The sequence below is a fragment of the Paenibacillus sp. Mc5Re-14 genome, from assembly GCF_001049835.1.
GTDB lineage: Bacteria > Bacillota > Bacilli > Paenibacillales > Paenibacillaceae > Paenibacillus > Paenibacillus polymyxa_C.
The window spans coordinates 4,432,571-4,455,358 of record NZ_CVPD01000001.1 but is presented as its reverse complement, the minus strand read 5'-3'; the positions used below and the strand labels follow the sequence as shown (position 1 = coordinate 4,455,358).

15 protein-coding genes are annotated in these 22,788 nt (G+C 50.3%); 1 reads left to right on the top strand and 14 read right to left on the bottom strand.

Annotated features, from left to right (window positions below; translation table 11 throughout):
* Positions 1–270: 270 nt before the first annotated feature.
* The 6 genes from BN1546_RS20405 to BN1546_RS20380 all read right to left on the bottom strand — a co-directional run bounded on the left by BN1546_RS20405 (position 271) and on the right by BN1546_RS20380 (position 14,749).
* Complete coding sequence (locus tag BN1546_RS20405) at positions 271–684, bottom strand: hypothetical protein (protein WP_058829899.1); 414 nt, start codon at positions 682–684, stop codon at positions 271–273.
* 261 nt (positions 685–945) lie between these two features.
* Positions 946–4,335 carry an AAA family ATPase gene (locus BN1546_RS20400; protein ID WP_090738722.1) on the bottom strand — a complete coding sequence of 1,130 codons (3,390 nt, stop codon included), beginning with the start codon at positions 4,333–4,335 and terminating at the stop codon, positions 946–948.
* Positions 4,332–5,516, bottom strand: coding sequence for an exonuclease SbcCD subunit D (locus BN1546_RS20395; RefSeq protein WP_090738721.1), 1,185 nt, complete (start codon positions 5,514–5,516; stop codon positions 4,332–4,334). The genes BN1546_RS20400 and BN1546_RS20395 overlap by 4 nt, the downstream gene beginning before the upstream one ends.
* 30 nt (positions 5,517–5,546) lie before the next feature.
* The gene (addA, locus tag BN1546_RS20390; RefSeq protein ID WP_090738720.1) at positions 5,547–9,566 is read right to left on the bottom strand and encodes a helicase-exonuclease AddAB subunit AddA; all 4,020 of its coding nucleotides are present in this window, start codon (positions 9,564–9,566) and stop codon (positions 5,547–5,549) included.
* A complete protein-coding gene (gene addB, locus BN1546_RS20385) occupies positions 9,563–13,129 on the bottom strand; it encodes a helicase-exonuclease AddAB subunit AddB (RefSeq protein ID WP_090738719.1) in 3,567 nt (1,188 codons plus the stop codon). The genes addA and addB overlap by 4 nt, the downstream gene beginning before the upstream one ends.
* Positions 13,130–13,369: 240 nt before the next feature.
* Entirely contained in the window at positions 13,370–14,749 is a 1,380-nt protein-coding gene (locus BN1546_RS20380) for a class I SAM-dependent rRNA methyltransferase (protein WP_040103303.1), read from the bottom strand.
* 289 nt (positions 14,750–15,038) lie between these two features.
* On the opposite strand from BN1546_RS20380, the gene BN1546_RS20375 reads away from it, so the two are divergent.
* A complete protein-coding gene (locus tag BN1546_RS20375; RefSeq protein ID WP_013372162.1) occupies positions 15,039–16,061 on the top strand; it encodes a Na/Pi cotransporter family protein in 1,023 nt (340 codons plus the stop codon).
* Here BN1546_RS20375 and BN1546_RS20370 read toward each other — a convergent pair.
* From BN1546_RS20370 to BN1546_RS20335, 8 genes are all read right to left on the bottom strand, one after another.
* A complete protein-coding gene (locus BN1546_RS20370) occupies positions 16,051–16,485 on the bottom strand; it encodes an NUDIX hydrolase (protein ID WP_058829904.1) in 435 nt (144 codons plus the stop codon). The genes BN1546_RS20375 and BN1546_RS20370 overlap by 11 nt on opposite strands.
* 103 nt (positions 16,486–16,588) lie before the next feature.
* The gene (mtaB, locus tag BN1546_RS20365) at positions 16,589–17,932 is read right to left on the bottom strand and encodes a tRNA (N(6)-L-threonylcarbamoyladenosine(37)-C(2))-methylthiotransferase MtaB (RefSeq protein WP_013372164.1); all 1,344 of its coding nucleotides are present in this window, start codon (positions 17,930–17,932) and stop codon (positions 16,589–16,591) included.
* 1 nt (position 17,933) lies between these two features.
* Entirely contained in the window at positions 17,934–18,698 is a 765-nt protein-coding gene (locus tag BN1546_RS20360; protein WP_090738718.1) for a 16S rRNA (uracil(1498)-N(3))-methyltransferase, read from the bottom strand.
* Positions 18,699–18,855: 157 nt separating this feature from the next.
* Positions 18,856–19,548 (bottom strand): site-2 protease family protein, encoded by a 693-nt coding sequence (locus tag BN1546_RS20355; RefSeq protein WP_013372166.1) that lies wholly within the window; start codon positions 19,546–19,548, stop codon positions 18,856–18,858.
* Between the two features lie 2 nt (positions 19,549–19,550).
* Complete coding sequence (gene prmA / locus BN1546_RS20350) at positions 19,551–20,516, bottom strand: 50S ribosomal protein L11 methyltransferase (protein ID WP_040103299.1); 966 nt, start codon at positions 20,514–20,516, stop codon at positions 19,551–19,553.
* A 248-nt stretch (positions 20,517–20,764) separates the two neighbouring features.
* On the bottom strand, positions 20,765–20,950 hold the full coding sequence (locus BN1546_RS20345) for a YfhD family protein (RefSeq protein ID WP_016324562.1): 186 nt from the start codon (positions 20,948–20,950) through the stop codon (positions 20,765–20,767).
* Positions 20,951–20,974: 24 nt separating this feature from the next.
* The gene (locus tag BN1546_RS20340) at positions 20,975–21,349 is read right to left on the bottom strand and encodes a hypothetical protein (RefSeq protein WP_013372169.1); all 375 of its coding nucleotides are present in this window, start codon (positions 21,347–21,349) and stop codon (positions 20,975–20,977) included.
* A 182-nt stretch (positions 21,350–21,531) separates the two neighbouring features.
* Positions 21,532–22,728, bottom strand: coding sequence for an NAD(P)-dependent malic enzyme (locus BN1546_RS20335; RefSeq protein WP_058829907.1), 1,197 nt, complete (start codon positions 22,726–22,728; stop codon positions 21,532–21,534).
* Positions 22,729–22,788 lie beyond the last annotated feature (60 nt).

The window sequence follows — 22,788 nt, the reverse complement described above, 5'->3', positions numbered from 1 at the left end:
TGGTTTATAGATAAACAGGATACCTCTTTTCATTAAACTGTACCCATACAGTTGTCATCCATAAATCATTGTAACCTCGCCAAAGGCTGTAACCTTATAGCTCATTTGCATATTGAGACGGTAGATGTGAAAAAGAGGCTGTTTCTTCATACTGGAAGAAACAGCCTTACTTAGTGATGATGTATGGATACGCCTATCTAGCCACTTGTACTGTACAAGAGCTGTAGGCGGGAGAGAGTATACGATGGTTAGGCAACGAAGGAGATCGGATTAGTAGTAAGGCAGTAAGCTAATCGCTGTCAACGCAGCAAGCGGCAGAATCAAACGATTAAAGCGGCGACGTCCATATGGGAATCCGTACGCATAGGCGGGTACTGGGACCGGGTAAGGGTACGGATAAGGATACGGAGGGTATGGAGGATAAGATGCATAGCCGCCATAAGCACGAGAGCCGCATCCACAATTGTTAGGCGGATAGGGGAGATTAACATTCTCCATTTCTTCTCCACCCATAGGAACAGCTAAGTATATCTTTTCATCATCCACATGCTCTACAATTCCGTCATACATTGTCCCGTCCTTTACCCATACGCATACATAACGATGCATATGCTGTTGACATAGTGTTTTAGCATTCATCTGTTGCGATGCTGTAACATTTTCGGTTGTCATGCTTTTTTCCATGGTTGTTTCCTCCTAGGCTCTTGCATGTATACCGTATGTTATTCAAAAACGGGCTATGTGCTACATCAAATTGGGCGAATTCCGGCTTACAAAAAAAAGAAGCACCCCGGGAGCTCTTGGCAGAGCCCCTCTGAACGGACGTATGACGGGAAGATTTCTTCCGCAGCATACGTCCGCCGGGGTGCTGTATGATTAACTTGTCGGCTTAGCTGTATTATAACAACAGTTTGAAACTGTATCTGTGATCCGTATCACATTGCTTCAAAATGTTTCCATAACCACACGAGAGCCTCCACCAGCCTGCTCTGCGGGAAGAACAACTAGCTTGCGTGGGAGCCGGGCCCGCAATTCAGGCACATGACTAATCACACCAACAGATAATTGATCGTGATGCAGCTTTTCTAGCGAGGTAATCACTGTGTCAAGCAGTTCAGGGTCCAACGTTCCAAAGCCTTCATCCAGAAAGAAAAATTGAAGAGGGTATTGGCCTCGCAATTGAATTTGAGCTGACAGCGCAAGCGCAAGCGACAAAGAGGTCAGGAACGTTTCGCCGCCGGACAAGGTCGATACCGGACGTTTGACTCCACCGTTGGCATCATCACTAATAACAAAACCACCGCTGGAATCTACTTCTAGCGCATAGCGCTGCTTAGTCAGAAAACGCAGGCGGCGTGAAGCAGATTGGCTGACCTGCATGAGCTGCTCTTCGGCAATATATTCAACGAAGGCATTACCTCGAAAAACAGACTGGAGCTTGGACATTTTTTCCGCCTCACTACGCAGATGCAAACGATTGGACTCCAGCTCCATCCAGCGGACGTGCCGACGCTGCAAGTCCTCTAAATCACGCTCAGCCTTGGCGCGATTCTGAAGCGCCTCTTCGTCGCGTGCACGGCAATCACGCAGCCTCGCAGTGGTCGTTTCCCACTGTTCCTCTGTTACTGTTGCTCCATTCAACTGCTCTTCGACATGCTTTAAGCGGGAAGACAGCTCCTTCTCCCGTTCTCGGTGCAAACTCACTTCACGCTCATAACGTGCAGCTTCTTCCGGTCCCAAGCAGCATTCCATGACCTCTGCTTCCGTAGCAAAAGAGGAAGCTTCCAGACGGATACCCCAACGGGATTCTGCCGTCTGCCGTCTTTCTTCTGCCGAGTCGGAGGCCTGCCGCGCTATCAGTGAAGCATGAACGGCCTGCTGCTTACGTTCTTCCGCTTCGGTACGGCGACGTGCAGCGGCTTCGGCTCCGTTTTTCAGTCCCAACAAGCGTGAGGTCGCTTCTTCCAGCAATGAGGCTGCTTGGCCTTCTCCAACCCACTTCCGTAGCTGTTCTAGCTTTTCACGCAGCAAATCATCTTTACTTTGGAGCCCTGTACGACGGGCAATAATAATTTTGTCTTCCTCGATGATGCTTTGCTGTATCTGATGTACACGCGCTGCCTTTTCTTCGAGGAAGGTCACGCTTGTCTCTAGCCGGGATCGCAACTCTTCCGCACGCCGGTCGCGCTCCTGCATAGCGCGACAACGCTCCGCAGCTTGGTCCGGGCCGACATCCGGCAGCTGCGCCGCCCATTTGGCGCGCAGCCCTTCGCTGCGTGTGGTGCATACCTCACGCTTGCTGCGCGCCTGCGCCAGTGCTGCAACCGCCGCCTCCTGCTCGGCGGCTGCACGGATACGCCGCTGCTGTCCGGCGGCGTCCGCCTCACGCAGTGCCTGTGCCTCGGCAGGCAGCGTATGCGCACGAGCTGCCAGCTCAGCGGCAGCACGCTCCAGCGCTGTACAGCGCTCCGCCCATACGGCGACACCGCGAGGCATAGCAGCCGCAGGCGTAAAAGGCTCGCCTGTGGCGGCAGCGCCGCTGTCTGCGGCGGCGGGCTGCGCAAGCAGGCTACGCTGCTCGTGCAACTGCTGGCGCAGCGTGAGACGCAGCTCCTGTAGGCTGAGCCGCAGGCGATGCAGCTCATCCGGCGCGGAGGAATCCGCGCCATGGGCCGCAACAGTGGCAGGCGCGGGGTGATGTAGAGAACCACACACTGCGCATGGTTCTCCTTCACGCAGCTCGGCAGCGAGGTGCTGCGCGAGACGTCCGAGCTCCTCGGCACGGAGCTCGTGACGCAGCTGCTCCTCCTCGGCAGCCAGTGCCGACACGTCGGCTGTAATTTCCGCCTCCAGCGCCAGCAACGCCTCAATGCCTTCAGCCACTTGTGCAGCAAGAATAGAACGCCGTGCCTCCGTCTCCTGTGTCTCCTGCTCCATTAGCTTTAAACGTTCGTCTGCTAGCGCAAGCCGTTTCTCCTGAGTGGAATACTCCTGTTCAGCTTCACGCCATTGCTCATTCGCTGTCTCCAGCTGTTGCAGCCGCTGCACAGCCTCTTGCAGCATACGCCGCTCATCTGCCCGCACTTCATTTTGCTTCAACTCCTGTTGAAGCTCCTGCTGCCGCTTCAAACCTCGTGTCTGTAACTCTTGTTCCTTTACGAGACCTGCGGCATGCTCAGCAAGGGTTTGTTCGCTATGAGCCAGCTCGACCGCCAAACGTTCCCGTTCAGTCCGCAGCACTTCCGTATCACGTTCCAGTTGAAGTGCCTGCTCCAGTTGGTCGATCCGAAGCAACAGCTTTGGTTCTTCCGCACTAAGTGCTTGCCGAGCCTGCTCATCTGCTTGCACAGATACAAGCGCCGCCTCCGCTGCGGAGGCAGCTAGGACTGCCATTTGTTCAGCATTCTTCTGTCGTTTTTCTGCTTCGGCAACGGCTTCTTTCCAATCCGTCAGTGCAGGTAGCAACGCCTCCGCTGCAGATGCTTGCCGCAGCTTGCGCTCCAGCAAAGCAATGCCTGGTTCCTGTCTTGCCATCTCCTCCAGTTCGTTCACTCTTTGGCGAAGCTCAATGACCAGTTCCCGTGTTTTGTTCAGCGCCTCCGCCTCCCGTGAAACACGCTCTAGCTCGCGGCGCGAAGCCTCTGCATGGTCAATCGCTTCTTTAAAACGCAGTTTTACAAGCTCAAGCGCTTCAGCACTCGCATCTCCCAGCCCTTGCTGCTCCGCTTCCAACGATTTCAGGGCGATGTCGTTGTCCTTCACACGGCGGCTCAGCTTCTGTGCAAGTTGATCTCCGTACTTCTCCAGATGGAACAAACGCTGCAGCATCTGTCTGCGTTCACTGCCCTTTAAGGATAAAAACTCCGCAAACTTCCCCTGCGGTAATACGACAGCGCGCGTAAAATCGTCCATTTTCAGGCCGATATACTCCTCCACACAGCGTGTCACATCCTGTACCTTGTCGGCAAGCACTTCCTCGCCGTCTTCTGTATACGCAATAAAACGGCTAAGCGTATTATTAACCGATACGCCTCCTGCACGTTTGAAACGTCGTTCTACACGGTAACGGCGAGGTCCTTGAGCTGACATTAATTCAAACGTAAATGCTACAGACAACGTATCCTCGGCATGATTCATAATGCCTTGTGTACCATTCACCGCCCGCTCCACTTTACCGTACATAGCCAACGTAATGGCATCCAGCAACGTTGATTTACCACTACCCGTTGGACCAAAAATTCCGAACAGTCCCGTTTTAGTCAAATCGTCAAAGCGAATTTCTTGCGACTCCCGGTAGCTTTGCAATCCTGCCAGTTTCAGAAGGATCGGCTTCATACCTCATCCTCCTCAGCTTGGTCTCTTGCATCATCCTGTTCTACCAATTCCAGAAACAACTGTACTAATCCGTCATCCGGCTGTGCTCCGCCCGTCTGTCGTTGGTAAAACGCCCGGAACAGCTCATGAACCGGCAGTTCTGAACGTTGCTGTTCCAACTGTGCCGCAGCCATTTCTGGGTACACGGGGCGAATATGAATGATGCCTTCACGGCTTTTGCGCAACCGTTGAATATCTCCCATTGACATCGCTTCATCCAGCGTAATTTCCAGGTCAATAAAGGCATCAGCATCCAGTCCTTTATCCAGCCAGCGATATACCTCTTCCAGACCTCCCCGTGCTCGCCACCTCACTAATGGGCGTCCACTGGTAATATACAATTCCTCAACCTGTGCTGGCTTGCCGGCAATCACGTCAATTAACGAAACCGATTTGGCTTGTCCAGCTTCGGAAAAGCTATAAGCCAGCGGAGAGCCACTATAACGCATCAGCCCATCGCCCTTCACATATTGGGGACGATGCAAATGACCCAGAGCCGTATACTGCGCTCCAATGCTCAAAGCAGACGGATCTACGGTATAAGCTCCCCCGACCTGAATCGGGCGTTCCGAATCCGACTCCAGCCCGCCAAGCACATAAATATGGCTCATCGACAAATTAACGGTATCGGGCTGAAACGCTGTACCCAACTGCGACATCAGCATCCCTACACGGCGGCTATATGCCTCGCGTAATATGGTTTCATCACCGTCTTCAGACAATAGCTCATTCAAACGAGACTCGGAGGGATAAGGCAAGGCTGCAATACATGCCATTTCGCCCGTTCGCGGTGTACGAACGCGTACTGCTTCCCCATGAGGCAGTCCCAGCAATGTAATTCCACGCCCGCTCACCAGCGGGGTGACCGAGGCTACCCTTTCCGGCTGATCATGATTGCCGGCAATGACGACTAGCGGTCTTCCTCCAGCCGTAAGACGCGCAGATGCTTCATAAAACAATTGCTCTGCAGCGGCCGAAGGATTGACTGAGTCGTACACATCTCCAGCCATCATAATCAAATCAGCCTGCTGGTCGTCAGCCATTCTCACCAATTCTTCCAAAAACGCCTCCTGCTCCTTCAGGCGGCTTCGCCCTTCCAACGTGCGACCCAAATGCCAATCACCTGTATGCAAAATCCGCATGCTATTCCCCCTCTCCCTATCTATATATAACTACAACCGCACACTCTCTTCAGCTTCTATAAAATACAACCATTTCTCAGCAACCTTATTGCCTGTAATCTCTTCAGTCACACGGGCATACAGCTCCAATTGAAAACGATATTGGTCCGTTAAATGTGACAGCGTACGATATTCGGAGACCCGGTCTGTTTTATAATCCAGCAGCACCAGTCCTTCGGGAGTTTCGAACAGACAATCAATGATCCCGTTCATCAGCACTTTATCGTCCTGCCCGCCTTCCGTAACTGTCTTCTGTTCTGGCAGCATCACAGGTAAACTGTGATTCCAGTAATCGGTTGCCCGCATGGTATAAGTAAACGGAAGCTCACGCTGAATACGGGATGAACGCAACATTCTGCTCCCCAGCTCACTTGAGAAAAATCTTAATATTTTATCCGTATCCAGCGCCTCTGCATGAACATCCAGTAAAATGCGTTGATTCAGCAAACGAGCCTTTGTTTCCTCAATAATTTCAGCGCTCATTACTCCATCTAAGGGCAGATGCAGCATCAACGTATGATAGACCGTCCCTCGTTCCGTAGGAGTCAGTCGCTGATTCCCCATAAACTTAGGCCTGCGCAAGTGTAATTGACTGCCCCCAGTGTCAGAATTTTCACGATCTTCTGGTAAGTCTGCTTGTTGGGAGATAGAAGATAGATTCAGCCAATCGTCCGATCCAATCTCCTGCATCTCCAGCCATCTTTTCATCTCTGTGACCGATGTATTGGCTGCTGTCTTGCCCGCCCGTTCATACGGGTAGGTCCAGGAAAGAGCCGCAGCAACATCCGTCTCACTCTCTTCGTTCAATTCGATTAGCTCGACATTTCTCAGTGCTTCTGTTTTCTTTTGGCGCTCTTCGGCCGATACCTCTTCTTCTTGATCCGTGTTCACACGAGAGCCAGAAAGTGTTTCTGAGGCTACGATTTTAAATGACCAGTCTGCCCCCGGCATGTGTTCCAGTCTGTGATAATACCCATCCTGATCACCTGCCGCTTCCCTCAGCGAAATCGCAGAAGGATGCCGAATCAATGCAGGACCTACCCAGTCCAGATAGCTACGACCTGCCGCCAGTATATAATCTGGTAATACTGTTTCCGTATGCTCCTTGGCACGTGCCCAACCCGCTGCGCGGGAAGCGAGATCCTTCACGGTTCCGGTCATAATCAGCTTTTCACGCGGACGCGTAAGCGCTACGTATAGCACACGCATTTCTTCAGCCAACAGCTCCAGCTGTGAGCGTCGACGGATCGCTAAATTAGGCAGCGTAGGGTAGCTGACACGGTTTTGTTCCTCCACATATTTAGGACCAAATCCCAACTCCTTGTGCATTAGAAACGGCGCATTCAGATCCTGCTGATTAAACATTTTTGCCGTCCCCGCAATAAACACGACAGGAAATTCAAGTCCTTTACTTTTATGAATGGTCATAATGCGGACAGCCTGATCGGGTTCAGTCCCCCCACTGATCGATCCTAAATCACCGCCCCGCTCCCGCAGACGGGAAATAAAGGTCAGGAATCGGAACAAGCCACGGTTGGACGTAGAAGTCTCATACTGTCTCGCTCGGTCATATAAGGCCCGTAGGTTGCTTTGACGCTGTGAGCCGCCAGGCAATCCACCCACCCAATCCAGATATCCTGTTTCCTCCAGCACATTCCAAATCAATGCACTTAAGCTGCCTTGTCTGGCTTCCTGCCGCCATGCGTCCAAATTACGCAAAAATGAACGTAGTCGGGCAGACAACGTATTGCCGTCGTCCCTATGGACAGAGTGGGGTGGAGATAGCGAGTCCTCAGTGAAAAGATCCATCTCCAATACGTCAGCAGAGGTCCCTTTTACACTCTGCTCGACTTGTTCAGTCCCTGCTGCCGCCAGCAATGCATCATAAAATAATCCATCCGGCTTCTCTAGCCGAATTTGTGCCAGTTCATCTTCGGTCAAGCCGACAATTGGCGAACGAAGCACGGATGCAAGCGGGATGTCCTGCTGCGGATTATCAATAATGTGCAGGAGGGACAACATCACTTCAACTTCCGTTGCCTTAAAAAAGCCTGTCGTCTGCTCTCCAGAGGCTGGAATGCCCTCAAGCCGCAGTTCTTCGACAATTAAGGGAGCCCATACGCTTGCTGAACGAAGCAAAATGACAATATCACCGTAGACTGCTGGACGCATGGCTTTTAATCCCCTATCGTAAATCAACAGTGGTTGTCCAGTATCTCCAGTCAGCTCCTTAATCCGTTGCGCGATCGCACGAGCCTCTAACTGTGCCGTTTCGAGCTCCGCAAGCTCGGCCAGCTCACCTTCCTGTAAAGCCGATTCGTCCCCCATTTCAGGTAGCTCCAAAGTCTCGGAAAGACCACGTCCACCTTTATCAACTAACAGCAGCTCAGGTGCGTATGCAGACGCAGCTTCCTGCTCTGTCTTCTCGGGATAAGACGCGCCGTGCACCAGCCATGCTCGTTCATCGTATTCAATTTCCGCTACATCCACACTCATAATCTGGCGGAACACCAAATTAACCGCATCGACAACTTCCTCCCGACTGCGAAAATTACGCGCCAGATCAATCAAAAAGCCATCTTCCTGCTCCTGCATACCGTACCGTTGATACTTATTCAAAAACAGCCCTGGCTCGGCCAGTCGAAACCGATAAATACTCTGTTTCACGTCTCCCACCATAAAACGGTTACCCGGTTCCTCGCGTGATACCAGTCTAACGATATCTTCCTGTACGGTATTCGTATCTTGATACTCATCCAGCAACACCTCGTCGAACTGTGCCTTGTATTCAAGTGCAGCATCGGAAGGGAGCAGCTTGTACGGAGTGGAGTCGGGATGTCTTAATATTTTGAGACAATAATGCTCCAAATCACCGAAATCCACCAGTCCTTTTGACTGCTTGTGCTGTTGAAATCGTTCCCCGAAAGCAATCACGGTCTCCACCAGTTCGTCCATCAGAGGAGCCGTCGCATGCAGTTCCTCCAAATAAGCTTCTGCTCTCCTACCGAACAGGGAAGCCTTCATATCTGTAATCATTTTCTTAGCAGCCTCGCGTAGCGTCTTAACCCGTTCCTGCAATGCAGGCTCGGTTTGATCTTTTTTGACTGGCTTGAGCTTACCAAAGGACGCTGCCTGAAAATGATCATACAAGGATGCCCACGGCTGTGTCTCCAGCTCCTGCAGCAATTCCTTCACCATCGCCGCATCTTCTTGCAGCGTCATGGCATAGGGTGCAGGACCGCCAGGCTGTATAGCTGTTTCATACGCCTGTTCCAGCAAACTCGCTGCTCCGCGCAACGAAAGTGCAGCATCCGCCAAAATACTGCGAACCCAGGGCGTCTCCCCCAAAGCTGCTACATCCTGTACACGAAATGCTGCTGCCGTCTCCCGTAGCCAATGCTCCGGCCAAGGATGACTTTGCGAAAAATCATACAACCGCTGAACAAGCACATACATGGCATCATCGGTGCGTTCTCCACTAAACCAGTCGACCAATCTGCGGAATGTGCTGCCTTCATCATGGGCCTCATATTTCTCCTCAAACAGTTCTTCTAATAGCTCTTGGCGCAGCAATTCTGTTTCATGCTCATTCATAATCCGAAAGCCGGGATCAAGAGGAATGGCCTGATAATGCCTGCGGATGACCTCCATACAAAAAGAGTGAAGCGTCGTTATTGAAGCCCGATTCAACAACGATAGCTGTCGGCGCACATGTTCACTTTCCGGTTCCTGTTCCAGCACACGTTCCAGGGCTTCGCGTATCCGTTGACGCATTTCAGCGGCTGCAGCCTTCGTAAAGGTCGCCACCAGTAACCGATCCACACTGAAGCCGAGCTGGGGATCGACAATTTTGCGAATAATGCGCTCTACCAGCACTGCTGTTTTACCAGAACCCGCCGCTGCCGCGACCAGCATGTTGTTACCAGACTCCGAAATGGCACGCCACTGATCATCGCTCCACATGCTTCCTTCCGGCTTTGGCAAGCCTTTAGCGTTTGACGTGTTTATCATTGCTTCATTCCTCCTTTCCCTTCCTGTGTATGACCGAGCAGATCCCAGACCTGATCCTTACCCGGTTTAACCCATTGATTGTAACCACTGCCTTCCAGACTGTCATCAAATTGACAAACAGGCTTAAAAGAGCAGAAGGTACATGCCGTCTCTTGCTGGATACGATAAGGTTCAATGGCCACATCGCCCTCTGTCATCCGTGTACCAATTGTCCGAATGTTATTGCGCACCGAAGCTAGCAGGCTATCCCACTGTTCAGGCGAAGCAACGGAAGCACTGCTATAAAAACTGCCGTCTGCTTTCACCGCAACAGGTAAAATAGAGGAATATCCCTTGTCCAATGCTGTATCCATTTGCCCAACTACATCCCGATCCGCGAGCAACAATCCCTTCATCTTAAAGCGTTTCAAAAGCTCCTGACGAGCCTGTTCTGCGCTAAGGCCATTAGGTGATTGCAGCATCGGATTGTGGACGTGAAAATACAGTGTACCCGCCGGATAAGCAGTCTCGCCCAACCATTCCTCCGCCGCATTCAACAGCACATCCAGGTACGTGAGCATTTGCAGGGACAAGCCGTAATACACCTCGTGCAGCTTAAGATCCTTTTGGCTGGACTTGTAATCAATGACACGCAAAAGTAATCCTTTTTCTCCTTCTGCCACATCCACACGGTCAATTCGTCCGACAATTTCCATCACAACGCCGTTATCTAGTCGGAAGCTTAACGGAGGAAGCGGCTGACCTGGTCCGAAGTCCAACTCCAGCCCAATCGGCTCAAAGCTACCTCTCCGTGCATGTTCACCCAAAATTAGCGAAGCACGGCTCACGATGTCTTTCAACTTGCGCAAAATATAGCCATACCGCTTGGAGCTCATTAAAATCTCGCCTTGCAGACGAGGTGCCAAACGCTCCACCGTACTTTCCGCCTCTTGGCGACATTCCTCGGTGCTGAGACTTCCCCAGCTGACATTGCGTTCACGCAGATTGATCGCCATCTCACCAAGCGCTGCGTGGAATAATTGTCCGATATCCGGAGCCTTCAGACGATACATTTGACGTTCCTTCAAACGAAGACCGTGAGAGGCAAAGTGAGAAAATGGACATGCGACAAAACGTTCCATACGAGATACGCTGGTGCGCAGCTTGCTGCCATATAGACGGCGACTCGTTTCCTTCTGCATTTCGGCATGATTTTCGTAAAAAAGTGAGGTCAACAGCTGACGCAGCTTGTCCTTCTCACGCCCCTGCTGGCTGGCATACCAGTTATACACCTCCCACCAGGGAGATAAAATATCACCGCCACGCCGCCAATGCCGTAATTGCGCAATGAGCTGCGGCAATGCCTCAGACGGATGGGAAGCATACTCCCATTGCGTCGTCCAAGCGTCTCCAGGCAAAGGGTATCCGGCCAGTGGACGTTCATCCAGACCAGGAAGCAGTTGCCGCACATGTCGCACTAACTCTGACGGCAGCAATGGCTTGCCTTCTTCATCAGTCACCGCATAGCTCATCCATAGGCTTTTACCGGCTGAGGTAAGGGCCGTATAAGCGAGAAAGCGTTCGTCCAACAGACGTCTTGTCATATCTGGTGCCAGGTCTACGCCTTGTTCGTTCAATGCCGTACGTTCCTGCTCATTCAGCACACCATCCTCATGGAACACAGCCGGCATTACTCCTTCGTTCATCCCTAGCACAAAGGCATGTTGAATACCGGACACACGTGTACGGTCCGTATTTCCGACCAGTACCTGATCCAGAGCCGGTGGAACAAGCCCCATACGGAACTCAGCCAATCCCGTTTCCAGCACACCCGCAAACAAAGCAGTATCCAGTCTCTCATCACCCATCATTTCGACGATTTGATCCAGCAATTCAAGCACCGCATCCCATACCTGGCGGTGCTCCTTCGCCTGCTCAGGATTTCCTGATTCCTCTGCCTGATGAATGAAGGCGTTCAGCTTGTGACCAATTTCTGCATCCTCCAGCAACAGATACACGGCTTCACACTTCTCAAGCGCCGTTCGTGCCTTACCCATACGCTTCTCAAAAGCATGTAAAGGCGTCACAATCACATCTCGGCACAACTCCATCAAATCCAGCGTTTCATCCCGTTGACGGTTCCGTTCCTGTTCCTCCAGCTCCAGCGACAAACTGGGTACAGCCTGCCATGCCCGGCCATCTGTCCAACGGCTGCCTTGTATTCCACAGGCCAGCACATAGTTTTCCAGACGGTCCATCTGCTCGCGGCTCACTCGACCGTCCAGCGGCAATAGAAGGTCTGTTTTGACCGCACGAAATACATCCTCATATCGCCAGCGTCGCTGCACGATATCCAGTGAAGCCCGAATCAATTCCACTAAGGGATGATGAAGTATACTTCTCCGCTGATCCAAAAATACCGGGACCTGATATTGCTTGAATATCGGTTCCACCCATGGCTCATAATCTTCAATATGACGCACAAACAGGGCCATCTCCCGATAACGCGCGCCCTCTTCACGGGCCAAGCGGCGCATTTCGCGTACGGCTCCTTCCAGCTCGGCACGGCGATTTGCCGCAGCATACAGCTTTATGCCCTCCGGTTGTGTATCTGCCCATTGCTCTCGTAGCTGCTGTAGCCGCATCCGCTGTTCCTGATTCCGCAGCCCTGTACGATGTTCGAAATTAGCCTCCAAATACGCCAACGCTGGACGCTCCTTAAATCTCGGCATCGGATCGGGACGTAATAAATGTGTCTGCGTTTCAATCATCAGCTCGTCTGCCATTCCTTTAAGCTTGACGTAGGTAGCCGCCGAAGGATGAAACAAATCCAGCTCATGCGGAAGCTGGCCGCTTTCGTAGCTGCGGTTACAGGTCAACGCCACCGTCAGCGAGGAGGCGTGCAGCATAAGCTGCTCCACCACCTTATATTCATGCGGTGTAAACCTTCGGTAGCCATCCATCCAAATGTCTGCTCCGCGTATAAGTGAAGACTGTGCAATCTGTTCTGTTAGCATGCGAAGCGTATCTTCACCATCGATATATTTAAGCGTCAGCTCCCGTTCAAAATCCTCATAGATTAGGCTGATATCCTTCAGCTTGCCTCTTAATATCGGGGCGGACTCCCCCGCAGCATGCATTCTCTCCAGTTGTTCCGGTACAGACCGAGCATCATTTCCGTACTGCTTTAACTCTGTAAACAACGTATTCAACCGATCCACAAAACCGAGTTGGTCTCCCGAATCCTTAAACAAACTCAGTTCATCCTTGCGACGACGAATAATTTTATATAAAAGCATCTTCTTGCCTTCTTCTGTTACAGGCACCAGGGCTGAACCCCCTGTTTCCTGCATGACTAAATAGGCAAGACGATGGAATCCCATCACCTGGGCGCGCACCGACCCCTGAATACCGTTTCCGGCTTCTGTAAGCAACGCATGCTCTGAAGCAAATGACGATTGCTCAGGCACAAGTAACAGCATAGGCTTACCTAGCGGCTCCTCGCGTAACATAGACGTCATTTCATTACGGATTAACGTGCTTTTACCACTACCAGAGCGGCCAATCAATAAGCGGACCGACATAATGCGGCCTCCTTTCCAACCAAAAACATTCTATTAAACAGTATAGCATATCAGGCAAAGGAGAAAAGAACGTACGTTTGCCATGTTGTAGCAATTGAGCCCTTCTCAAAAACAAACAGTCCCGCAGGATGGCTTGGTGCAAGCCTTCTCTACAGGACTGATTTATACTAAAAATGAGTTTGTTTCACCTAGTTATCTTTATCGCCTAAAAATAGATTAACTTTAACAAGGGTATGAAGTCTACAGCCGTGTCCGGCTGCGCACTTCAAAGATGGCAAATTTCAAATAATGACCTTCCTCCACACCTAAAATTTGAGGATGGTCCTTCCCTGCCGCTCTCCAATCTACCAGTCGGAGGATTTTGCCGGCATCTGCAGCCGCTTCCTTAATCGTGTCCAAAAACAGCTCTGGCCGCATATGGAACGAACAACTCGCCGTTACCAAATAACCGCCCTCATTGACAAGCTTCATCCCATGAAGGTTGATATCTTTATATCCACGTGTAGCTCCTTTGACAGCACTCTTCGTTTTGGCAAAAGCTGGCGGATCCAGAATAACTACGTCAAAGGTGCGTCCGCCACCCGCAGTCAGCGGCTTGGATGTATCTCCTTTGCCCCCCGCTCGCGCGGTGCGCTCCTCTACACCTTTCACCTGATTACGTAAATATTGAAAAGCATCGTCGACGACAAACTCGACGCGATCCTCAAAACCGTTCAGCTTCACATTATCCCGAGCACTTTCAATCGCATGTTCAGAAATATCCAGACAAGTTACTTTTTTCGCACCATGTTTACACGCATTGAGCGTAAAGCTACCTGTATGTGAAAAACATTCCAATACAGTTGCACCGTCCCAAAATGGGAATTCAACCACCTTACCACTTTTATTCACAGGCTTCATGACCGTTGTGGCGTCATCACCTGGGGTTGCAGCTACTTCTTGTAACGTAATTCCGCTACGCGCTCCCCAACCTGTCATCAACGGCGCGATGGCTGCGCGATTTTCACGCTGGTCAAAGAAATAGCCAGTCTTTTGGCCCTCTTCGATATCGACCTTGATTTGTAAGCCATTTTCCGTCACCACCACATGGCGCGGGCAATCGCCGTACAAAGGCCCCTTCGTCTGTTCCAACCCTTCCAGCTCGCGGATGGATACATCACTACGCTCATATATACCAACTGGCCCCATGACTTCAACAAGTGCATCTCTGATTTCTTCCCTGCGCCGATCCATGCCAAGCGTTAACAGCTGAACGACCAACACATCGCCAAAACGGTCTACAATCAGCCCAGGCAAAAAATCAGCCTCGCCGTACACCAAGCGATAAGCGTTCCCCCCAGTCACAAAGCGTTCGCGATGCTCCAAACAATTACGGAAACGTTGGGCAAAGAAGCTTTGGTCCATCACTTCCAGCGGCTCATAGGACATCACACGCACTGTAATTTGCGAAGCAGGATTATAGTAACCTGTCGCCAAATAACGACCTTGATGGTTAAGGATGTTGACCAAATCACCTGCTTCTGGATCACCCTCAATCTTGGCTATTTCATTTTTAAACACCCAAGGGTGTGCTTGCTCCAGCCTTTTTTTGCGGCTACGTTCTAATATTACTGAAGGCAAAATCCTTCACTCCTATTCTTGGATTACTTAAAGTCCTTAAAAGTGTGGTGTTCGATGGGACGCAGCTCCGCGGTTCATTTGTTCTTACGATCACTGGCGCTTCTCTAGATTCAAATGAACCGCTTCGCTACTGCCCGCCTGTATATCGACGTCACGCTTTTAAAGCTTGTGAAGATACTTCAAAATTATTGTTCCGTGAAAAACTGCTCAACCATGCTTGTCATGGCTGTCCTTGACAGATCATAGGCTGTTACATAAGTATTTTCACCTAGAAAAGGGGGCTATGCCCGTGTTCATACATGTTATACTCCCACTGTGCGGTGGGCTGCTTATTTTTTTAGGCGGAATGAAGCTGATGGAAGCTGCCCTTCGGCATTTGGCTGGCCCCTTCCTTACCCGCTGGCTAAACCGGGCTACGGTTTCCCCTTGGCGGGGAATGCTGTTCAGCTCAGGCATTACCGCCCTACTGCAAAGCAGCACCGCCGTAACGGTGCTGACGATCGGACTGGTCAACGCCGGGCTGTTGACCTACGGCCGCACGCTCGGTATCATTCTCGGCACCAATATTGGCACCTGTCTGACGACCGAGCTGATGGGCCTCCAGCTCGGCAAGCTGGCTGTTCCGTTGCTATGCGGTTCACTGCTCTGCTGGGGCACTGCCGTTCTGTGGGGAGAAACGGTCGCTGGCCGCCAGTATGCAGCTGCCGGAGCTTCCCCCAGCTCCAATGGGCTCAGCCGCCCACAGGCTGTACAATTTATCAGCCTCGTCTTTGCCGGATTTTCGCTGATTCTGGCAGGTATCCGTGTGATGCAAGCCGTCGGCCCCTGGATTGAACAGGCCGGACTATTCCGCTGGTTTCTTGATCATGCTGCAGCCAACATGTGGTGGGCCTTCGCTGCGGGTGCCTGCCTGACCGCACTGGTTCACAGCAGCGCAGCCGTCATTGGTATGGCGATTAGCCTGGCTGCTGCGGGTGCCTTACCAGTCGATGTAGGGATCGCCATCGTCATTGGCTCCAATGTAGGCACCTGCGTGACTGCCCTGATTGCCGCTGTTGGCGGCAGCGTGTCTGGAAAATTTGTGGCCTGGTCCCATGTGCTGTTGAACGTAGGCGGGGCATTGCTCTTTATGCCGTTGATCCCTGGACTGGATATGGTCGCCACCTGGATATCTACCGAGCCCGGTGCCAAGGTAGCGCATGCCCAAACCCTGTTTAACGTCATCAGCTCTCTGCTTGCCTTGCCCCTCTGTTATTTACCTATATGGACACGTATAGAGGAGCGTATGTCCCTCCATAGAACTAAACGTTAATTCCTAACATGGACAGCGCCTTGCTTAGAATGACATCATTGTTGTCATATCCACCCTGGCGCTGAAGACGCCAAGCTTCTTCGGGCGTATGCCATGCGACGCCTTTGATTTCTTCAATCTGTGCCTGTAAATTCCCATCCAGTGCCTCTACGAGATAATAATGAACTTCCTTGTCCACTTCCCCATATTCAGGGTGCTGATACGTATAAGCAATCATATCCACATGCTGAATAATTCGCCCGTTCAGCCCTGTTTCCTCACGAATTTCACGTAGAGCTGTTTGTTCGATTGTTTCACCTGGTTCCATTTTGCCTTTAGCCAAAGATATCTTGCCATATCGGTCAGTAATCAGCTGAATTTCAAGTTGCTCCTCCTGTTTGCGGAACACTACGCCACCTGCGGAAATTTCCTTTCTTGCTGCCATCCTGTAATCTCCTTTCCTTGCGCAACAAGGATTCCGTCCTCTCTGTAAGGAAAGGCGAAATCCTTGTTGGCCATCGCTATTGCCTGTTCAGGCTCTTTTTGTTTTACAAAGCTGTTTGCAGCCCATTCTCCAATACGCGGACCAATTGGCCTTCACTTTCATTAACGCCTGCCTTCGTCAGCTTCACGCGGCACACCTTACCAACCAGATCCTTATTACCTTCAAACACCAGTTGAATGTAGTTGTCACTATAACCGTAGAGTATGCCGCTATCTTCTGTCCCTTTAGGGGCTACTTCAGGAATAACTTCCAGCACCTGACCAACAAACTTCTCAGCATATGCCAGCTGCATTTGCTCAGACAGTTCAATCAGCTCACGCACACGTGCATTTTTCACGTCCTCGTCAACCTGATCCTCCATACGCGCCGCAGGCGTTCCAGTACGCTTGGAATACGGGAACACGTGCATTTCCGAGAAACCGATTTTTTTCATCAGCTCATAGCCATTGCGGAACATTTCGTCCGTTTCTCCAGGGAAGCCGACAATTATATCTGTTGTAATCGCTACATCTGGCATTGCTTTTCGAATCATAAGCATTTTGTTATAAAACTCTTCTGTCGTGTACTTGCGGCGCATCCGTTTCAGCACGGTATCGTCCCCTGCTTGAAGCGGTATGTGGAAATGGCGAACCAGCTTATTGGAGCGTTTCAGCACGTCCAGCATTTTTTCATCAATCTGGCTGGCTTCAATCGAGCTGATACGAATACGTTCCAGCCCTTCCACTTTCTCCAGGTCCCACAGCAGATCGGATAGGTCATAATTATCCATATCGTCGCCATAACCACCCGTATGGATACCCGTGAGTACGATTTCCTTGTAGCCTGCGTGCACCAGTTGACGCGCCTGTGTGATAATGCTCGCCGCATCACGGCTGCGGGATAAGCCCCGCGACCACGGGATAATACAGAAGGTGCAGAAGTTATTGCAGCCATCCTGAATTTTTAGAAACGCGCGGGTATGATGAGCAAAATCAGGTACATCCATTTCCTCAAACACACGGGTCTTCATTATATTACGCACCGCGTTTACGGGTTGACGCGACTCTTGGATCTCCTTTACAAACGGAATAATCTTATCTCGGTCCTGCGTACCAATAACAAGATCAACACCTGGAATATCCATAATTTCAGCTGGAGAAGTTTGAGCGTAACAGCCCGTCACTGCCACAATGGCATCTGGATTTCGGCGAATCGCGCGACGAATGATCTGACGGCTTTTTTTATCACCGGTGTTCGTAACCGTACATGTATTAATTAAATAGACATCAGCGGTCTGCTCGTCAAAATCCACCTGCTCATAACCTTCTTTTTTGAACAGCTGCCAGATCGCTTCTGTATCATAAAAGTTTACCTTACAACCTAATGTGTAAAATGCCACTGATGGCATATTAAACCCCTCCCATTTCTCCTGTCTCATATAAAATGCATGCCAATGCAACCATACCTGCGGTCTCCGCACGCAAAATACGTCTTCCCAGTCCTGTAGACTGTGCCCCGGCCTGCTCGGCCTCTAGGCTTTCCGCTTCAGTAAAGCCGCCTTCCGGGCCCACAACTACCAGCACACGCGGCTTGTCTGTGGACGCCCATTGTCCTGCGAAAGGCTGGATTACATCCCGTAGCTGCCGACCCTGCTCTTTTTCATAACAATAACATATCAAATCATACCCAGCAAAAGAAGCCAGAAGTTCTTTCCACGTCAGGGGTGCGCTAATTTCCGGAACTCGGTTACGATGGCTTTGCTCAGCCGCTTCCTTCACAATCTTGCGCCAACGCTCCAGTCGCTTGCCTTCCTTTTTGGCATCATACTGTACGACCGTACGCTCGGATAAAAACGGTACAAACCCGGTGGCTCCGATTTCTGTACATTTTTGCATCACCGTCTCCATCTTGTCCCCTTTAGGAAGACTCTGCGCGATGGTGATCTGAACATACGGTTCAGAGGTCATCTCCAGCAGCTCGATGATCGTCGCTTTTACATGGTCCTGCTCAATCGTATCCAATGCAACCAGCGCTTCCCTGGATACCCCATCACTGACTATAATTTTGTCACCACTACGGCCTCGCATGACTTTGGCGATATGTCGCGCGTCCTCACCCGTAACAATTACGTGATCTTCTAGAAATTGCTCTGCCGGAATAAAATAACGCTGCATTCTCTCACACCTATTCTAAAATAACTATTATCCACTAACGTTCCGTACAAATTCCGATAAAATCACCAAGCACCATCATATCATCTTTTGCTCCTCTATGACCAGTCTGTTCCCTCTTCCATTCACGTTATACCGATTCTCGTAAAAAAAGGAGCCCTTAGGCTCCGAACAGTCCGGTAATGTAAAAAGAGAACTGCAAAAACTGTATATAAATCATCTGAGACAGCGTGTAAAGAGGTTCAATCGTTACAGCTCGTACCTGCGGAATTATCAGTATAAGCAGAAAAATAAAGATCGACCATTGCTCAAACTGCTGAAGCTTGCGGCGCACAGGAGTCGGAGCCACATCCTCCACAATCCGGTAACCATCGAGTGGAGGCAGTGGGATCAGATTAAAGATAAACAAAAACAGATTTAAATTGATCAGCGCATTGATAAACAAATAGATTGCCTGTGCCACCCGCTGGTTCTCCATTCCCGGCAATACTTGAAAATGCAGGAGCACAGCATAGATCAGCGTCGTCACAAATGCAAGCAGCAGATTACTCAGCGGACCAGCAGCTGATACGATAATGCCCATGAGGCGCGGACGGCTAAAATTGTCACGATTAACCGGAACTGGCTTGGCCCAGCCAAAGCCTCCGATCAACAGCAGCAGCGTACCCAGCAGATCAATATGAACTGCCGGATTTAAAGTCACACGCCCAAGCAGCTTGGCCGTAGGATCACCAAATTTATTGGCATAATACGCATGCGCAAACTCATGCACCGTAAACGATATGATCACAGCCAGCAAGTAAAATGGAAGGACATTTAAATTTACCCGAAAAATACTTTGTAAAAAATCCATGCTTACCTCTTTCTCGCTACAAACGCCAGCCAATCTTCATCCCGGTTGATTTCGGCAATCTCAAAGCCAGCTGCTTTCAACGCAGATTCGACAACCTCTTCTTTGTTCTTCCAAATCCCTGAAGCAATATAAATGCCACCTGGCTCCAAGGCTTTATATACATCATCAATGAACAGCAAAATGATCTCAGCTAAAATATTAGCTACGACCAGCTTGACTGGCAGCTGGATCCCCAGCGTTGGATCGCTTGCATTGAGTACAGAGAGCAAATCGCTTTCTTTAATGGTGATACGTTCCTCCAGTCCGTTCAAACGCGTATTTTCACGCGCACTCGATACTGCCACCGGGTCGAGATCCAAGGCAAGTACATGCTTTGCTCCCAGCTTTATCGCTCCAATGGCTAAGATACCGGAGCCTGTACCAACATCAATGACTTCTTCTCCACCCTGAATCACGGATTCCAGCGTTCTCAGGCAAAGGGATGTCGTCGGATGTGTACCAGTGCCGAAGGCCATACCCGGATCGAGCTCAATGATTTTTTCATCTTCACTCGCAGGCTCATACTCTTCCCAAGTCGGTTTGATGGTCAAATGATCCGATACACGCAAAGGCTTGAAATATTGTTTCCAGGCATTAGCCCAGTCATCCTCGTTGACCGTTTTCAGCTCATACCGAACCTCGCCAGGGTCAATATCAAATGTTCTCAATTGTTCAACCCGCGGCTCAATTTGTGCACGCACGCTGTCCATGTCTATTTCTTCAGCAAAATAGCCCTTGATGATCGCTTGTCCTTCAGGAATATCGTTCAAAGGGCGATCGTACCACTGTCCATAAGACGTATCCCGCGGCTTGTTGAGCGAACCGGATTCTTCAATGGAAACCCCTCCTGCACCTGCTTCGTGCAGAAAATTCGAAATCATTTCGACGGCTTCCTCGCTTGTATGTATTGTAATTTCATTCCACAACATGGTTTACATTTCCTCCTCATTTCACATGCATACATTACATTGTACTATATACTCGCATAGGAGTTCAAAAAAGCAGATGGACTCATTATTGAAAGTCAAACACCTGCGACTACTGCCTTTGTCTTCAGCCCTCTAGTTTTTAGCGCAACAGCATATAGCGGATAATGAATAGAACAAGGGGAAAACACAAATAAGACGGGCTATCCCGCAAATCACCTTTTTAGATGGGATACCCGCCTTATTGTATTCTACTCGTTGTCGTTTATGATACGTTGCTGACGGCGGTCAGCTACTTCACTACGCCGGATCGCTTCCAGATCCTCTGCATCTGCCAGCTCTGCCGAGAACTCAACATCCTCGTTTTTGGCAGATTGCATGCGTTTGATTTTCTCGGTTTTGGTCAGCACTTTATCGAACCGTTTGTTTTTAGACATCGGTCACTGCTCCTTCCAAACTTGTCACAGCATTCCACCCGCTTGTTCCACGATGGACATCGCCTGATGATGAATGGACTCATCCACCACAGCAGTCAATAAAATATCGCGGCCCGTCGGTCCACCTTGTCCTCCGTCACTCATGCCACTGGCAGCAGGGTCAGCCGCAGCCAATATCGCCGGACTACGATCTGTAAATTCCACTCCCTGCGTTAGTGAAGACAAGCTGTTAATCTGTCCCGAAAACACAGGCAGTCCGGCGTTGCCCGTAGACTGCCGCGGATAGCGGCTAAAACGATCTATCGACATATCCGTTACCCGGAGAGCTTCCAGCTTTCTCGCGGCTCCCTGTGCTTCCTCAGGACTTTTGAAATACGCCAAAATATTTTTTTCGCCCATTCCAAAACCCCCTGTGTAGTAATTGAGCGCAACTCTTGTTTGAGAATATGGATCGTTACGCTTTACTTTAGCCTGCTCATTGGCAAGACTTTATATTCTCCACGAAGGGCTAAACAGATACAGACATTATCAAGAACAGCAGGCCAAGACCATGAACTAAAGTTTGTGAAGAACATAACTTTTTATGGATGTAAAGTAGTAGCCGGAGCTTCTCCTGACATGGCTACTCCTGTCTCCCAGGCTGCGCGAATAACAGCATCCCGTACCTTCTGGACCACCTTCGCATTAAAAACATTCGGTATGATATAAGTTTCACTTAGCTCCTCAGGGCAAATTGCATCAGCAATGGCAAGACCGGCTGCCAGTTTCATCTCCTCGTTAATCGTCTTGGCATGGCAATCCAGAGCGCCCCGAAAAATTCCCGGGAAGCACAATACGTTATTAATCTGGTTAGGAAAATCGGAGCGGCCGGTAGCAAGCACACGCACATAAGGTAAGGCTACAGCCGGATCAATTTCTGGCTTCGGATTCGCCATAGCGAACACTATAGGATCAGTTGCCATGCATTGTATATCTTCCACAGTTAGTATATCTGGACCCGACACACCGATGAACACATCAGCTCCCACAATCACCTCTGATAAGCTTCCACTTAAATTATGCGGGTTAGTCATGTTCGCATATTCTGTCCAATGCGGGTTACTGTATTCTACCCCACGGTGAATGGCTCCTTGCCGATCCACGCCAATCAGATTGCGTACTCCTGCCTTGAGCAGCATACGGGAGCAGGCCATACCTGCCGCACCGATCCCAGCAAATACGACTTTGACATCTTCCATTTTTTTGCCGCATACCTTTAGTGCATTGACCAAACCTGCTAATACAACAACTGCCGTACCATGCTGATCATCATGAAATACTGGGATGTCGAGTTCCTGCTTCAACCGTCTTTCAATCTCAAAGCAGCGTGGCGAAGATATATCTTCCAAGTTAATGCCGCCAAAGGCAGGAGCGATCATTTTGACAATTTGAACAATCTCATCAGGGTCCTTCGTATTGAGACAGATGGGGAATGCATCGACACCTGCAAATTGTTTGAACAGTACTGCTTTACCCTCCATCACAGGCATAGCAGCCTCTGGCCCGATATCTCCCAATCCAAGTACCGCGGTTCCATCTGATACGACCGCTACTGTATTTTTTTTGATCGTTAATTGATATGCTTTGGCTGGGTCATTGGCGATTTCCATGCAAATTTCAGCTACACCCGGCGTATAAACTTTGGATAACCCCTCCATCGTTTCAATTGGCTTCTTGGGTAAGGTCTCCATTTTGCCACCTGCATGTAATTCTCTAATCTCATCTATTAAACTGCTCATATTTTTCTCCGTCCTTTCATGCCTCTATTTGGATATGAAACTCATTCCTGTGTATAAAAC